Source organism: uncultured Paraglaciecola sp. (assembly GCF_913058035.1).
GTDB lineage: Bacteria > Pseudomonadota > Gammaproteobacteria > Enterobacterales > Alteromonadaceae > Paraglaciecola.
In genome coordinates, this window is the sequence record NZ_CAJXPA010000100.1 from 1 (window position 1) to 16,834 (window position 16,834).

The 16,834-nt window shown below is 39.2% G+C and carries 13 protein-coding genes; 9 read left to right on the plus strand and 4 right to left on the minus strand.

Annotated elements, in window-relative coordinates; translation table 11 throughout:
• The 3 genes from QZ562_RS13395 to QZ562_RS13405 form a co-directional block, all read left to right on the plus strand.
• The coding region (locus QZ562_RS13395; RefSeq protein ID WP_293760919.1) for an ATP-binding protein at positions 1-725 on the plus strand (725 nt) is incomplete at its 5' end.
• Positions 726-747: 22 nt separating this feature from the next.
• Complete coding sequence (gene prsR / locus QZ562_RS13400) at positions 748-2,106, plus strand: PEP-CTERM-box response regulator transcription factor (RefSeq protein ID WP_293760922.1); 1,359 nt, start codon at positions 748-750, stop codon at positions 2,104-2,106.
• Positions 2,107-3,000: 894 nt separating this feature from the next.
• A complete protein-coding gene (locus tag QZ562_RS13405) occupies positions 3,001-3,780 on the plus strand; it encodes a YggN family protein (protein WP_293760925.1) in 780 nt (259 codons plus the stop codon).
• A 99-nt stretch (positions 3,781-3,879) separates the two neighbouring features.
• Here QZ562_RS13405 and hemW read toward each other — a convergent pair whose 3' ends face one another.
• Positions 3,880-5,040 carry a radical SAM family heme chaperone HemW gene (gene hemW, locus QZ562_RS13410; protein ID WP_293760928.1) on the minus strand — a complete coding sequence of 387 codons (1,161 nt, stop codon included), beginning with the start codon at positions 5,038-5,040 and terminating at the stop codon, positions 3,880-3,882.
• Positions 5,041-5,044: 4 nt separating this feature from the next.
• Positions 5,045-5,665 (minus strand): XTP/dITP diphosphatase, encoded by a 621-nt coding sequence (locus QZ562_RS13415; RefSeq protein ID WP_293760931.1) that lies wholly within the window; start codon positions 5,663-5,665, stop codon positions 5,045-5,047.
• Between the two features lie 138 nt (positions 5,666-5,803).
• On the opposite strand from QZ562_RS13415, the gene QZ562_RS13420 reads away from it, so the two are divergent.
• Positions 5,804-6,850 carry an energy transducer TonB gene (locus tag QZ562_RS13420; protein ID WP_293760934.1) on the plus strand — a complete coding sequence of 349 codons (1,047 nt, stop codon included), beginning with the start codon at positions 5,804-5,806 and terminating at the stop codon, positions 6,848-6,850.
• Between the two features lie 23 nt (positions 6,851-6,873).
• On the opposite strand, the gene srmB is transcribed toward QZ562_RS13420, so the two are convergent.
• Complete coding sequence (gene srmB / locus QZ562_RS13425; RefSeq protein WP_293760937.1) at positions 6,874-8,136, minus strand: ATP-dependent RNA helicase SrmB; 1,263 nt, start codon at positions 8,134-8,136, stop codon at positions 6,874-6,876.
• A 690-nt stretch (positions 8,137-8,826) separates the two neighbouring features.
• Here srmB and QZ562_RS13430 point away from each other — a divergent pair.
• The 5 genes from QZ562_RS13430 (at position 8,827) to QZ562_RS13450 (ending at position 16,533) form a co-directional block, all read left to right on the plus strand.
• Positions 8,827-12,039 (plus strand): DEAD/DEAH box helicase, encoded by a 3,213-nt coding sequence (locus QZ562_RS13430; RefSeq protein ID WP_293760939.1) that lies wholly within the window; start codon positions 8,827-8,829, stop codon positions 12,037-12,039.
• A 584-nt stretch (positions 12,040-12,623) separates the two neighbouring features.
• Positions 12,624-12,821, plus strand: a complete 198-nt coding sequence (locus tag QZ562_RS13435; RefSeq protein WP_293760941.1) for a DUF1289 domain-containing protein — start codon at positions 12,624-12,626, stop codon at positions 12,819-12,821.
• Entirely contained in the window at positions 12,821-13,747 is a 927-nt protein-coding gene (locus tag QZ562_RS13440) for a tRNA-dihydrouridine synthase (RefSeq protein ID WP_293760944.1), read from the plus strand. Before QZ562_RS13435 ends, QZ562_RS13440 begins: the two co-directional genes overlap by 1 nt.
• Before the next feature lie 90 nt (positions 13,748-13,837).
• A complete protein-coding gene (locus QZ562_RS13445; protein WP_293760946.1) occupies positions 13,838-15,256 on the plus strand; it encodes an amidohydrolase in 1,419 nt (472 codons plus the stop codon).
• A complete protein-coding gene (locus tag QZ562_RS13450) occupies positions 15,253-16,533 on the plus strand; it encodes an amidohydrolase family protein (RefSeq protein ID WP_293760948.1) in 1,281 nt (426 codons plus the stop codon). Before QZ562_RS13445 ends, QZ562_RS13450 begins: the two co-directional genes overlap by 4 nt.
• A 73-nt stretch (positions 16,534-16,606) precedes the next feature.
• Here QZ562_RS13450 and QZ562_RS13455 read toward each other — a convergent pair whose 3' ends face one another.
• Positions 16,607-16,792 carry a hypothetical protein gene (locus QZ562_RS13455; RefSeq protein WP_293760950.1) on the minus strand — a complete coding sequence of 62 codons (186 nt, stop codon included), beginning with the start codon at positions 16,790-16,792 and terminating at the stop codon, positions 16,607-16,609.
• Positions 16,793-16,834: the final 42 nt, after the last annotated feature.

Sequence of the window (16,834 nt, forward strand, 5' to 3'; positions counted from 1 at the left end):
CTGCAGTGAATGCACAAGTTTCCAACTTCTTGTTCCATCATCAAGCTGCTCAAGAACTAGCTGAAAACGCGCAATTTGCAGCTTTTACACGTATGTCTGCTTTTATTGTTCACGATTTAAAAAATGTAATGGCACAAATTGACCTCATCTTATCCAATTCAGAGCAACATAAAGATAATCCTGAGTTTATTGAGGATACGTTCGAAACTTTAAAGCATACTAAGGCTAGAATGGATAAGATGTTGCTTCAATTGACTGAAAAAAATGCCACCCAAGATGGTGCTGATAGCCTAGTTAGCCTATCCCAAAGTGTAAAGCAAGTTGTTGAGCAAAGGTGCGCATCCTTCTTACCCTTGGCTAATGTCATAATCAATAGTGAAACCCCTGTAGTGTTAGATAAAGAAAAATTATGTAATGTTATTTATCATTTAGTGAGTAATGCTCAACAAGCTACTGCTGATGATGGAAATGTTGATATAATAATTGAACTTTCTGAGGATAATAAACATATGCTGATCAATATTGTAGATACAGGCAGCGGTATGAGCGAAGATTTTATTGGTAACCGTTTATTCAAGCCTTTTGATACGACTAAGGGCAACGCTGGTATGGGCATAGGAGCGTTTGATGCTAAGTCTTATTTAGACAAAATAGGTGGCCAGTTACTGGTTCAAAGCGAACTAAATAAAGGCACTGTTTTTACATTAAGAATTCCAACTAATTAGTTAATTCAAAGGATTTTGACATATGGATAAGATACTGGTCGTTGATGACGATTTAGGGATACAAAAACAACTTAAGTGGAGTTTTTCAGGTTACGAGGTTATTTTTGCGGAAGACCGAGTCTCAGCAATCGCGCAATTAAGGCGTTTTGAACCTAAAGTTGTGACGCTAGATTTAGGTTTACCTCCGGATGCAAGTAATGCTAGTGAGGGATTAGCCACCCTAGAAGAGATTTTAGCTTTGGCACCACAGACCAAAGTTATAGTAGTAACCGCTAATAATGACAAAATAAATGCACTCAAGGCTGTAAATTTAGGTGCTTACGATTTTTACCAAAAACCAATCGACTCTGACACGATTCAAATATTAGTCAGCCGTGCCATTAATCTTTTTGATTTGGAAATGGAAAATCGCCATTTGGCAAAAGTAGCACCTTCGATGGACAAGATAATTGGTCAAAGTGAAGGTCTGTTAGCCGCCAGTAGAAAAGCGGAGCGTATCTCGCAAACTGATATTAGCACCCTATTGCTTGGTGAAAGCGGGACAGGTAAAGAAGTATTTGCCCGCAGTATTCATGAGCATAGTTTGCGTAAAGATAAGGCTTTTGTTGCTATTAACTGTGCCTCAATTCCCGAAAATTTACTAGAAAGTGAGCTTTTTGGCTATGAAAAAGGTGCATTTACTGGGGCCAATAAAACCACACCTGGTAAAATCGAAACTGCCCAAGACGGTACCCTATTTTTGGACGAAATTGGTGATATGCCTATTGGTTTACAAGCTAAAATGCTGCGGTTTTTGCAAGAACGCGTCATTGAGCGTGTAGGGGGGCGTTCTGAAATACCGGTAAATATTAGGGTGATTTGTGCCACCCATAGAGATATTCCATCCATGGTCGCAGAGCAAACTTTTCGTGAAGATTTATTCTACAGAGTGGGTGAGATTAGTATCACAATCCCACCACTTAGAGAGCGCGACAATGATGTAGTGTTATTAGCAAAGACATTCTTAGCACAATACAATGATGAATTTAAAACTAATCTTAAAGGTTTCAGTGATTCTGCTATTAAAGCCATGAAGCAATATAAATGGCCAGGCAATATTCGTGAACTTCAAAATAAACTAAAATCTGCAGTGATAATGGCCGAAGGTAGCCATATTCATCCTGAAGATTTAGGATTATTGTTACGAGATGACAGTCCCAGTATCGACACACTTAATTTACGAGAAGTCAGAGAACATGCTGAAAGCCGGGCAATTCGAAACGCTTTTCTAGTGGCAGAACATAATATGTCTAAAACTGCTGAGCTCTTAGGTGTCACTCGACCTACTTTGTATTCTCTTATTGAAAAGTACCATTTAGAAGATATTAAAACTGGTGGATAGTTATGTTGAAAGAAACCAACTAGCGTTGCCTAACAGCTAAGTTACTGGTGTGAAAGCTACTAGTCTGTAACCTCACATATTTTTCCCATAATTTTGTTACTTGCTGTAGGTTAACATCATTTTAGTCGGTGAGTTGTTTGAGTCTACTCCATCAGAGGGACTACTCGCATCCACTTAGCCTAATAAGCTGGGTGATCTTTCGGGCTGAAAGTTTGTCCTTAAGTTGCAACAGATAGGATGGGTTTATTTGGTTTATCAGATACGTTTAGATCTTTGGGTTGGTCTGAGTGTATTGCACCATTATCGTTAGCTGTTACATGTATATGTAGCAAGACGTTTAGCCAATTGCATTTAGGTTTACTCAGTGAGATGACTTATAGGCTAAAATTTTGGCGTTAATCGTATTATCATAGCCATTCTAATGACGGTTATTCACTTTGATAACCGTCTAATATCACTTCTTAACTATTGTGTATTTAAAGCGGACTACAAACTTCATTTCGGATCTAGGATTGACCTTAAGATAGAAAACCTCGAAGCTCCAGTTCACTCTAAAGGTTTATGCGATTGAAGGAATGGTGCCTACCTAAACACAATGAACTGTTATCTATATTACATATTGGTCAAGCTACTACTTCGGTTGATGGCTAATTTTTATTTGGGTACTTCTTCTAATGATTATTGGATTTCTCATTCTTCTATTGTTGATACTGAACTTATATAGATAATTGGGTTTTTCTAGTCGTAATTCTTTTAAAGATAAAACGTTATTTGTTTTTATCCGCCTATTTAGAACTGTAAACTAACCTAGGTTTTGTCTGTCTTATCTGATCTTGTATTGCAATTATTGTGTTTAAAGGCAAAATAAAACTCTTCAAGCAATGAAATGTGTTTATGCGTTTATTAGTTATTGTTTTTTTGTTATTAAATTTTACTGTTCATGCTGGCAACGATTGTGAGGTGTCACTTGGTTACGGTGTTGTAGTGAGCGAACAACAGATCAGAGTGATAGGGTACGGTGGACGAACGGTTTACCAAATTAACCACCCTGCACAGCTTATTGTTCAAGGTGAATGGATCGACCTGGATGAGCACCAAGAGCGTAAGCTTTCTGAGTTGTCCATCGGCATCCATCAAGTGGTTCCTAAAATGATATTGTTGGCAAACGAAGGTGTAGAACTCGCTGTAGAAACTATAGAGCAAGTATATAGTGGTTTAGTCAAAGATAATGAAAGTCAGAAAAAGCTCCAAAAATCTCTCGAACGTGTGCGGATGAGTGTTAAAGAGAAGTTTATTCGTGCTAATGACAATTTTTACATGGGCCCCGGAAGTCTGGAGCAAGTTAATGATCTAGTTGACAGTGAACTTGAAGAACAATTAGAAGAAGCAATGAGCACCTCTGTAGGTGGCATCTTATCCGCTATTGGAGGGTTAGTCGCCAATGAAGGTAGCGAAGAGAAAATTGCTGCAATTGCAAATCAGTTAGAAACAATGGGTGGAGAAATTAATCAAGTTGTAGGTCCAAAAGCTCAAACTCTAAAGCTTAAGGCCCAGTGGTTTTGTAATAAATTTAAAGAGTTGGATAAGGCTGAAGATAGGCTCAGAGCCTCAATTAAAGAGATTAAACCTTACAATGTGTTGTTAACGGGCACTAATGCCTATCTAGAGAAATAACCTATTTAATATGCCAATAAAACATGCCAATAAAACATGCCAATAAAATATGCCAATAAAATATGCCAATAAATAGTGCTAAAAATACCCTACTATTACCTATACCATCATTTCTAATAACGTATTTAGATAACGTCTACCTAGTTGCGTAACTCGCCATTCATCCGCTGATTCAACCAATAGCCCACGATTTAAAGCGATTTGTAGATTTTTTTTGGTGCCGTCATCCATGGCCAAACCAGTAAAATCTGAATAATCCGACTTAGGGCATGGCTCCAATAAACGAAAACGATTCATAAAAAATTCAAACGGTAAATCTTCGCTGGGTACTACTTTTTTATCACTCATATAACTACGAGTTAGATCCATATAACCCTTAGGATGTTTGACTTTAACTGTGCGGACGATCTGATTTTTATTAGCTAGTGTGATTTTACCATGTGCGCCACAACCGATGCCTAAATAATCACCAAAACGCCAATAATTTAAATTATGCTGACATTGTTGCCCAACTTGACTGTATGCGGATATCTCGTATTGTTCAAATCCTGCTTGCTTGAGTAACTCATCACCTCGTTCTTGAATATCCCACAACAGCTCATCCTCTGGTAATTTAGGCGGTTTGGAATGAAACTGGGTATTGGGTTCAATGGTGAGCTGATACCAAGATAAGTGAGGTGGTTGTTGTGTTATGGCGCTGTTTAAATCAAACATAGCATCTTCTAATGATTGTTTAGGCAAGCCATGCATCAGGTCTAGATTAAAACTATTCAGGTCTATGTTCTTGGCTAGTTTCACCGCATTGAGTGCTTGATTTTCGTCATGAATACGCCCTAGGGCGGCCAGTTTTTCTGGCTGAAAACTTTGTACACCTATAGATATACGCGTAATGCCTGCTTTGACATAATCAGCAAAGCGCTGGCTTTCTACTGTGCCAGGATTGGCTTCCATAGTAATTTCAGCATCTACCAACAAATTGACTCGTTTTTTCACACCGTCTAAAAGAGTCTGGATTGCTTGTGCTGAAAACAAACTCGGTGTGCCGCCACCAATAAAAATACTGTGGATAGCTCTGTCGCCTACCAATTTAGCATCTTCAGTCAAGTCATCTAACAGGTGGCTGACATATTCAGATTCAGGCAAAACCTGACCTTTTTGCCCGTGAGAATTAAAATCGCAATAAGGACATTTTTGTACACACCATGGAATATGAATATATAACGAAAGAGGCGGCAGCTTTAGTGAAAGTGGTTGTGACAAGTCTTTAACCTATTTGATTTTGATTTTGATTTTGATTTTGAAGTTGAGCTAACAGCAATTTTAAAGCCTTACCGCGGTGACTTAACATATTTTTTTGTTCGGGTGACAATTGGGCGGAACTACAATTTTGTTCTTTAACCCAAAATATAGGGTCGTAACCAAAGCCATTTTCACCTTGCTGCACAGTCGTGATCTCGCCACACCATTCACCTTGACAAATAATAGGCGTGGGATCATCAGCGTGTCGCATATACACTAATACACATAAGAACTTGGCTTGGCGTTTATCTTTTGGAACATCCGCCATGGCATTAAGTAACTTGATAATATTACTTTTATCTGTTGATTGGTCTCCCGAATAACGGGCAGAATAAACGCCAGGTTCGCCACCAAGGGCATTCACTGCCAAGCCGGAGTCATCAGCAATAGCGGGTAAACCTGTTTGCTTAGCAGCATGACGTGCTTTAATAATCGCATTTTCAACAAAAGTGGTGCCTGTTTCGGCTACTTCAATTACATCAAAATGACTTTGTGGTAATACTTCAATACCTAAACCTGACAACAGTCCTGCAAGTTCTTTAACTTTACCTTTGTTACCCGAAGCAAGGATTATTTTTTTACTCACATGTTATCCTTTTATGATTATTACAATGTTGCTTGATTCAGCCAATACATTCGGCTTCTATGCTTGTAATCGATTATAACAATTCTATTATTAGCCCATAAAAATTTGCCATATAATATCACTTTTTAAGGATGTAAAATGAAATTATCTGTGCTCGTTTTATCATTATTTTCGTGTGGTTTAATCGCACAACCTGACTCATCATCCAGTGTTGAATTGGTAGAAAGTATTATTCCCGCCAAACCTATCGAACGTGTTCCACCTAAATTCCCAACCAAGGCGGCCCGAAATGGTAATGAAGGATGGGTAAAGCTAAGTTTTGTTGTAGATGAAAATGGTGCAGTGGTTGATCCTGTTATTGAAGACTCATCTGGCATTCGTGGTTTTGAGAAAGCGAGTCTGAGAGCTATTAAACAATGGCAATATTCCCCTGCTATCCGTAACGGAGAAAAAATCGAACAGTGTCGTAATAGTGTGCAATTGGATTTTATATTAGATAGAGGACCAAAGGGTGGAAGAAAACGATTTGTTAGGGAGTATAAAAATGTGGATGAGGCATTAAGAGCAGATAATATCGTTTTAGCTGAACAACTTATTACCCAAATGGGTGAGGGTAAAATTTGGAATAGCTACGAAGACACATGGTTTTGGATGCTGAAGTCTGAAATTGAAAAAGCACAAGGTTATGACAGTTCTCAATTAAGCAGTCTCAGACGAGCCATTTTTTCTAATAAAAGTAATGAGCATGTTGGTGATCAGTATTACCTTTATCTGTTACATCAAAAGTTTATTTTGGAAATAAAAGCATCGTTATTTTCTGATGCTTTGCAGACATTTGCACACATTAGGCAACGTCCTGATAGCGAAAAAAAGGTTAAGGTATTAGAAAAATATGCCATTCAAGCTAGACAGGTCCTAAAAAGCGAAGACTTTATTGTTATTAAAGGAGAAATAGGTAACAACGGTGATTGGTGGCATTCTCTTAGTCGTAATCGTTTTATCTTTAGCGATATCATTGGCACATTAGATACAGTAGAACTGCGTTGTGCCAATAAAAGAGAAAAATACACCGTTGCGGAAGAGACTGAGTGGAAAATTCCTAAAAGTTGGGGGCGCTGCAAGATCATGGTGATAGGTGACACCCAAGCAAATTTCAATTTAGTTGAAATTCGCCAAGATGCTTAACACACGGCTCCAATAGCGTAAGGTTAAGGCGTCTTTTTGCCTCGACCTTTATTTTTACGCTTTTTGATTTTGGCAGTACGTTTGGCTTTGATAACTGCTTTTTTTGTCTTATTACTAATTTTTTTCTTAGTCGGTGGTTTAGCTTCTTTATTAACGGGACGCAACGCTGCAATTACTCTGCGTTTTAGTACTTGTTCGGTATAGCGTTCAATTTTGGGTACTACGCCAATATCGTGAGCTTCAACAATGGAAATTGCTGTGCCTTTATTACCCGCACGACCCGTGCGACCGATACGATGCACATATGTATCGGCTGTGCGCGGCATATCGTAATTAATGACGTGGCTGATATTTTCTACATCAATGCCACGGGCTGCTACGTCAGTGGCAATCAATATTTTTACGTCGCCTGTACGAAAACGTTCCATAGCTGTATTGCGTTTATCTTGGGGCATTTCACCCTGTAACCATACACAGTCAATATCGACCGATTGTAGCTGGCCGACCAACGTCGCCAAGCGTTCACGAGTTTTAACAAAAACGATGGCTGTTTCTACTTGTGTACTTAAAATGTGTATTAGTAATTCTAGTTTATGATTTGCATTATCTGCCAGATGTATCCACTGATGAATAATACCTTTCTCTTTTCTGCTTGAATCAGCTTCTAATTCAACAGGATCGTTGAGTAACTCATCAGAAAAACGGGCAATACCGTTTCCTTCAAGGGTGGCTGAAAACAACATCGTTTGTTTACGCCAGCGCGCTTCTGCAGCAATTTGGTTTACAATAGGAGAAAAACCCATATCCAACATACGGTCAGCTTCATCTAAAATTAAACATTCGATATCACGACAATCAAAACTTTCTTTTTCTATATGATCAAATAAACGGCCAGGTGTGGCGACTAAAATATCAAGATTTTGATCCAATAAATCATGGTCGGTACCATAGTTAATGCCACCCGTTATTACACCACATGTGATATGTGGCACATATTTACTAATCGCTTTAGCTTGCTCAAAAATTTGTAGGGCTAATTCGCGGGTAGGGGTAAGGATCAAAATTCGCGTCGAACCCGGTTGGCGTCTGGGGTAATCTAACAAAAACTGGCAAGCAGGTAATAAAAATGCAGCCGTTTTACCTGTGCCTGTAGGGGCAGAAGCTAATATATCTTTGCCATTCATAGCTTGCGGGATGACCAGAGATTGAATACTGGTGGGCTCTTTGTAACCTAAATCCGTTACAGCATGGATCAGATCATCGTCTAGTTCTAATTGTTCAAACATGTATGTTTAAGCCTTGTTTTAATCGTTGGCTTTGAAATTAAGATGATTATAAAGGAGTGGCGAGATAAATGCTTATGCATTTTAATACAATGCGTTGCTCGCAACATTATCTAACGTAGTAAACGTTTATGTTTTTCAAACAAAATCACACTTGTCCAACCTGTTTTTTATAACAGTCAAAAATTAGATGTTAAAGTGGGCAATAAAGCGGGTAATAAAGCAGCCAAAAAATGGCGGAGTAATCACAATACCTGTGTCTAATTGCTAAGTGAATTTAGGAGAGTAAAACTGGACTTTAGAAGCCTTGCTTCGTCCATTCTAAGATGTTTGCTTAGGTAATTTTCTTGCTAGTAGGCATCAGTCAATTGAAAACTTCTCAGGCTGTAAGGGGTAAATATTTATTTTCCTCAATTGAATGACTTGATGTGAAGTCAATAGTTTGAGAGCGTAAGCCTTTAGGGATCTGATTTAAAATCGCATGGCAGTAATGAATGTTATTAGATGAGGAAACTATAAGGAGCTGGCCCAAGTATTAAAATGTGTGTGAGCCATCGCCAAAGCCTGATTATCAAAGAATCTAAAAAATAGAAGGTTACAAAAATAGCCCATATGATTTATCTTATCTGTGGTTTCCTCACTTAGCTAAAACAATTTAGCCAATAAACTTAGCATTAGGTACACGATTTTTATATGTTTAACAAAACTAATTTGCAAGCAGCTTTAAGCAAACAAACCTGGGCAAAAGGGTTAAGACTTCATCAATCGAGCTCTGTGGTCAGCGCTGCCTTGAATGAGCAAGTATTAAGAGGTTCCGTCAAAAGTGAGTCTAATCGAAGCGAGACATACCTGACACGTTTTGAATATGATGAGAGTAGGGGCAAAGCTCAGGCATATTGTAATTGTTACCTTAAATACGATTGCAAACATGCCGCTGCATTGGCTCATCACTATTTGGAACGTATGCATGTTAGTTCGGCATCTAACAACTCAATTCAAGAATGGCTAAATAATTTTTCATCTCAAGAACCTCTAATTTTTCAGCAAAAAAAAGCGCTGTTGTATTTTCTTAATCAGAATAACTCTTTACCAGATGACTATTTACAGTTGGCAGTTAAAAGTTCTAGTTTGAAAAAAAGTGGTGGATGGAGCCGAACCCTTACTTACGAAAATTTAGATAGTTATCTAATTAAACAGCCGTTTGTTGACGATCAAGATGTGCAGATTATTAGTTCTGTGATCAGAAGCCAGCATTACTCAAGTGATATTAAACTATATAAAGTATTACATTTATTGGTCAGTACCGGACGATGTTTCTGGCGGGATAACGCGGATTTAAATCATCCCATTTCTTTAGGCGAGCCTCTAAAAGCAAGGTGGCAGTGGCAAAAGCGCAGCACTGTTCACAAGCTCACCTTGGTCCTAGAAGATGCTAATACTGACACCGTATTGATAAAGTCGCAGCCAATTAGTTACTACAACACTAAAACTAACCATTTAGGCTTGGTTGAAACGGACTTGAATAGTGAGTTTGATGTTCAATTCTTACATAGCCCAGCATTTTCTGAAGAAAAAATGCCTTGGGTATTGAGTAAACTAGATATGACTTTGGGTGATTTAGCTCGAAAATTACCAAAACCTATACTTAAAAAAGAGTTTGTTTTAGCCCGTCCAGTCCCGCACATACGTCTTTCTACGCCAAGCAAAAACCAGGCTTATAACACTCAACTCTCGTTGTTATTTGCTTATCATGGGCAACTTATGAGCCCTCTGAATAATAAACATAAATTATCCAGTGAAGGGACTGAAGACAGCATTTATCGTGATTTTGCTTTTGAAAAAATGATAGTAGAGTCGCTTAAAACTTGGAATTTTATTTCTCAGTCGCAATTTAGTACGTCATATAAGGGCTTCGAGGGAGGATTTATGATGACCTTGCAAGGACGGCATCTTAATTTATCGTTCTTACATAATCAGCTGCCACAGCTGAAAAAGCAGGGATGGCAAATAGAGTACGATACAAGCTTTCATTATCAAGAGTTAGATACTGATAGTGTATTTGATGCCAATGTGGAACAAGATGAGGGTCATGATTTTTTCTCCATCGGTTTAAACTTAAATATTGATGGTCAGAGTGTGCCTGCTTTTCCTATATTACTTAGTGCATTAGAGCAGTTGCCTAAAGATATTCTACTAAATGACGAAACCTACATCGATAGTGATGAAAAGGTATTTGTTGATCTTTCTGCTGGTAAATTCATTGCGCTGCGTTATCAAAGTATTCGGCCTTTACTGAAACAATTTGTCGAGTTACTGATGCCAGGTGTTTTGCAAGACGATGGCACGATGCAGTTGTCTCGTTTTCAGAGTCATCAAACTTTAAGCGAATTGGATAATCAAGGGATTATCAACAAAGGTGCGAATAAATTACGGCATTTGGCTGAGAAATTACGAAACTTTAGCGCGATCCAAGCTGCTCCTATCCCTAAATTATTACTTGCTGAATTACGAGAATATCAACATCAAGGATTAAATTGGTTACAGTTTTTACGTGAATATGAGCTAAATGGTATTTTGGCTGACGATATGGGCTTAGGTAAAACAATTCAAACACTTAGTCATTTGTTACTTGAGAAAGAGCAAGGTCGGTTGAACGGACCAAGTTTAATTGTTGCGCCTACCAGTGTGCTATTTAATTGGGCCAAAGAAATAGATAAATTTACACCTGACTTGTCATATATTGTGATTAATGGAGCCAAGCGGCAAGAACATTTTGAGCAGTTGGAGCAATACGACATTGTGATCACCAGTTATCCTCTAGTTTTAAAAGACACTGAGGTGCATCAGCAGCATGTTTACTACTACTTAATTCTAGACGAAGCACATTATATTAAAAATCCAAAAACAAAGCTCTACAAAGCAATGTTGACACTCAAGGCCCAGCATAAGTTGTGTTTGACAGGCACACCAATGGAAAACCACCTCGGTGAATTTTGGGCTCAATTTAATTTTTTACTACCAGGTTTTTTAGCGGGTTATCAACAGTTTACTCGTTTGTTTAAGACGCCTATTGAAAAACATAATGATCATGAGCGTAAGGTTTTGCTTAACCAACGTATAAAACCCTTTATATTACGCCGTAGCAAAACCTTGATTGCTAAAGAATTGCCAGAAAAGACGATTATTATACAAACGTTAAAAATTGAGGGTAAACAGGCGGAATTATATGAGTCTGTGCGCTTAACTATGGATACTCGTTTAAAAGAAATCATTGCAGCAAAGGGTTTGCAGCGCAGCCAAATTGAAATTCTAGATGCATTATTAAAATTGCGTCAGGTGTGTAATCACCCTCAGCTATTATCTTTACCTAGCGCCAAGTCTATTAAACAATCGGCTAAGTTAGAGTTTCTTATGGAGACCTTGCCTGAGTTGGTTGAAGAGGGAAGAAATGTACTTATTTTTTCTCAGTTCACCAGTATGTTGGCATTAATAGAAACAGAGTTGGTAGCCAGCGATATACCTTATGTGAAGCTCACAGGTAGCAGTAGGAACCGCCAAGAAATAGTTGAACAATTCCAGTCTGGAAAAGTACCTGTATTCTTAATTAGCTTAAAAGCTGGGGGGGTAGGTTTGAACTTAACTGCTGCCGATACAGTGATCCATTTTGATCCTTGGTGGAACCCCGCAGTGGAAAACCAAGCTACCGATCGTGCTTACCGTATAGGTCAAGATAAACCCGTGTTTGTATACAAGTTAATAATTGAAAATTCTATCGAAGAAAAAATTCTTGAGATACAAAATAAAAAAGCAGAGCTAGCCAATGCGTTATTGTCTGAAGAAGTCAGTCAAGGAAACTTAAGTTTAACTGATGACATTTTAAATACATTATTAGCTCCCTTAGCCTAAATTAATCGAATATGTATTATGAATTTTATGTTGTTAATTAAACATAGAGCTTTTCATGTTATTTAGTTTAAGGCTATATTTGTTATGTCAAATATTCTTGTTACAGGGGCATATCTCAAAATTCTTTTGATTTGTGAGAAAAGTCTATTTCGTCACAGTAGTTGGTAAATATTTAATATATTGGATTGGGTTTTGGTATTAAATATTGGCTTACAAATGCCCTGCACCGATGCGTACTATTGAATACGAATTAGTAAGTGCTGGTAGAGATGAATTAGCTGTCAGCAAAATGGAAGCAAAAGGGTAATTATTTAATATAGATAATGTTTAACTACATCTACAATAAAAACTTGATGTCTATATGAGGCGACTTGCACTGCAGCATATTAGAGTTTCAAAATAGTAGGTTTTGAAAAACTGTGAAGCAGGTAAGTAGATTACCTCTCTGATCTGACTACTAACGGGTAAAGATTCACATCTGCATAACATATAAACACGTTTGCAGAGATGGTTGCTAAGCAAAATTTGGTCTTCCTTCAAGCTTATTGATAGAATACTAGTAACCTATTTTGAATGAATAAGTCATGACCAATACACCATCAACTGTCCAATCCCCTTGTATCCAAAACTGCTGTCTTAATGACAAAGATATGTGTTTGGGATGTTTTAGAATGATAGATGAAATATTAATTTGGGGCACTGCAACTGTAAAACAGCAACTTGATATTGTGCAGGAATGTGCCTCACGTAAGCGAGAAAGAACTCAACCTAGGTCGCTTTAGTGCATATTACTCTAGCCCCTATGGAAGGAGTGGTTGATCATCTGATGCGCGACATGTTGACCCAAGTGGGTGGGTTTGATTTATGTGTGACTGAGTTTATGAGAATTGTCGATCAACTCATGCCCAAACGTGTGTTTTACAGAATGTGTCCTGAACTCAATAATCAAGGTTGCACACCTAGTGGAGTGCCCGTTAAAGTCCAGCTATTAGGTCAACATGCACACTGGTTAGCTGAAAATGCTTACCGCGCCATTGAACTTGGCTCTCATGGCGTTGATCTTAACTTTGGCTGCCCTGCTAAAACCGTTAATAAGAGCAAAGGTGGTGCGATATTACTGCGTGAGCCTGAAACTATCTACAACATAGTCAGTGTCGTGCGCCAAGCTGTTCCAAAAGAACACACTGTGAGTGTAAAGATGCGTTTGGGGTTTGATGATACGTCTTTGGCAATAGCCAACGCACAGGCCATTGCTGACGCGGGAGCTGATTCGCTAGTTATTCACGCTAGAACAAAAGTTGATGGTTATAAGCCCCCAGCATACTGGGACTGGATTGCCAAAATAAAGCAATATGTCGATATCCCTATCGTGGCCAATGGTGAAATATGGAACAACCATGATGCACTCAATTGCCAGCGCCAATCACAATGCGAAAACATCATGTTAGGTCGTGGTGCTTTGGCTATGCCAAACCTGGCTCAGGTGATTAAAAATCATAAGGCACATATGCCGTGGGAACAAGTCAAGGGTCTGTTGGTTCGATATTCTGGCTACGAACTGTTTGGTGACAAAGGCAAATATTATCCTAACCGTGTGAAGCAATGGTTAGGTTATTTGAGTCGTCAATATCCAGAAGCTGAGGCTTTGTTTATGCGTATTCGAGCATTAAAGAGCGCAGATGAAATTTTGCAGCAAATCCAATCCTAGTAAAACCTTACATATATGTTTAGGGTAACTTAATTACCTAGTTTTAGTTTATTGCTTCACAACAATACAGTCATGATTACAGGGAAAAAAATGAAGAACTTGAATAATAGGCAACAACTTTTCAAATTAGCCGCGGCTGCAGGTTTCTTGGTTTTAGCGGGTTGTTCAGGCAAAGATAAAGCCAAAGAACCAGCATTTAAGATCAATCAAAATCCTTTTCCAAGTACTTACCAACCTATTCCCAGTCATAGTGTTTTAATCACTAATGCAACTATTTTAGACGGTATAGGTGGTCTTTTTAAGGACAGTGCGGTATTGCTGCAAAATGGTAAAATTGTGGCGATCGGTAACGATTTATCTTTACCTGATAGTGGCGTAATTGTTAATGCTAAAGGTAAATGGGTTACCCCTGGTATTATTGACGTGCATAGCCACTTAGGTGTGTATCCCGCTCCTGGCGGAACTGCACATTCTGATGGTAATGAAGCAACTAACCCTGTAACAGCAGAAGTCTGGGCTGAACATTCTATTTGGCCACAAGATGCTGGCTTTCAACGAGCGCTATCAGGTGGCATTACTGTTATGCAAATTCTTCCAGGCTCTGCAAATTTAGTTGGAGGGCGAGGCGTGACAGTCAAAAATTTGCCGGGTACAACCGTTCAAGATATGAAATTTCCTGATGCCCCTTATGGTATGAAGATGGCCTGCGGCGAAAACCCTAAAAGAGTGTATGGCAAAAAAGGTGGACCTTCTACAAGAATGGGTAACGTGGCTGGCTATAGACAAGCTTGGGCTGATGCACAGGATTATCAGCGCACGTGGGATAAATATTATGTTGATCATGAATTAGGTAAAAAAGACGCTAAAGTGCCTAAACGTGACCTTAAACTTGAAACTTTATCTTTGGCTTTAAAGGGAGATATTTTAGTGCATATGCATTGTTATCGTGCTGACGATATGGGCACTATGCTGGATGTAATGAAAGAGTTTAATTACAAAATAGCGGCGTTTCATCATGCAGTTGAGTCTTATAAAATAGCTGATCAATTAGCACAGGCAGGGGTTTGCTCAGCAATGTGGGCCGATTGGTGGGGTTTTAAATTTGAAGCTTATGACGGCATTCAAGAAAATATACCAATGGTTCATGCCGCCAAAGCTTGCGCGATAGTGCACTCCGATAGTGATTTAGGTATCCAAAGATTAAATCAAGAAGCGGCTAAAGCGTGGGCTAATGGTCGTAGAGCGGGTATCGATATTAGCCAGGCAGAGGCGTGGCAGTGGTTATCAGCTAACCCTGCTAAGTCTTTGGGCATATTCGAACAAACAGGCTCTTTGGAAAAAGGCAAGAATGCTGATGTGGTAATTTGGTCAGCCGATCCCTTCTCAACCTATGCTCAAGCAGAGCATGTCTATTTAGATGGAGCACTGATTTATGACCGTCATGATCCGGCATCGTGGCCGGTGAGTGATTTTGAGCTAGGACAACCTGGTGAAGGAGACAGCAAATGAACAAACTGATTATATATTCATTGCTTGGCAGTATGTTGTTAACTCACATTGTTGATGCCAAAAATATAGCCATCGTGGGGGCTAAAGTTTACACCATGTCTTCGCAAGGAACACTTGAGAATGCCACTGTGCTTATAAAGGATGGCAAGATCCAAAAAATCATGGAAGGAGAGCCTGCGTTAGCTGGATACGAAATTATTGACGCAAAAGGTAAAGTGGTAACGCCCGGTTTGATCGGTGCAAGCACTACCTTAGGATTAGTTGATGTAGGCTTTTCTGGAGGCACAAATGATAGTAATTCTAGTCTGACCAGTATTTCTAAAACTGGCGCGGCGTTCGATGTCTCTTATGCCATCAATCCTGATTCGTCGCTAATGGCCATTGCCCGGATTGAAGGCGTCACAACTGCCGCCACTTCAATGGGGAGTACTGGGCAACTTTTTAGTGGTCAAGGAGCTTTGATTTCTTTAGGTGATGTGAGCGAACCGGTGATCCAAGCAAGAGCATTTATCAGCACTAGAGTAGGCAACAGCGGTGCTGATACCATGGGAGGATCTCGGAGTGTACTGTGGGTCAGTCTCGAAAAAGCATTGGCTGAAGCTAAGTTTGCAATTGGTAAATCGCTGACACCAAGCGATGAATGGCATGGGGAATTAAGTAGAGCTGATATTGCGGCACTAGTACCTGTTGTTAAGGGCGAAATACCACTTTTAGTGGATGCCCGCAGAGCTGCTGATATTCGTCAGGTTATTGCTTTAAAGCAACGCCAACCACAATTGAATATTGTCATTACCTATGCAACTGAAGGTTGGCGAGTCGCCAAAGAGTTGGCAGACAACAATATCCCAGTGATCCTTGATCCCGAAGCAAACTTACCCTTTGGTTTTGATCAGTTAGGTTCAACCTTGAAAAATGCGGGTCGATTAGCCGCTGCCGGTGTCAAAGTGAGCATTGGCATGGAGACTCATAATATTCGCTTGGCAAGACAACATGCAGGTAATGCTGTGGCTAATGGATTAAGTTGGAACCAAGGTCTCGCGGCTTTAACTATCAACGTAGCCAAGCTTTATGGTATCGATGATAAATTGGGCAGCCTCGAGGTTGGAAAACATGCTGATGTAGTTATTTGGACTGGTGACCCTCTTGAAGTAACTGAATCTGCTGAACTGGTGTTGATTGCGGGAGAAATTATCGAAATGCACTCTAGGCAAAGTAAACTTAGAGACCGTTATTTACAATTACAAACGGGTAAACGTATGCAATATGTTCGTCCTTAGTTAAGGTGCTAACAACTAAATTTACATATAAAAAAACCGAGTTAATTAACTCGGTTTTTTTTGATTGATGTTCTTAGACACTTACATCAACGAAAGAGCCTACTCGCTGGTCTTGCGAGTTAGAAGATGACTGACTTTCTTGTGTTGCTGGGGTTTCTAACGAAGCTTGTTGCTCAGCTCGATTGATCTGCTGTGCAGAGCCAGTTTGAGTGGGCGCAATCTGAGCTAGTGAACCAGCACCTGATGAACTAATTTCCATTACGTACTCCTATTCTTTACATAGTTGTCTCAAAACAATCCT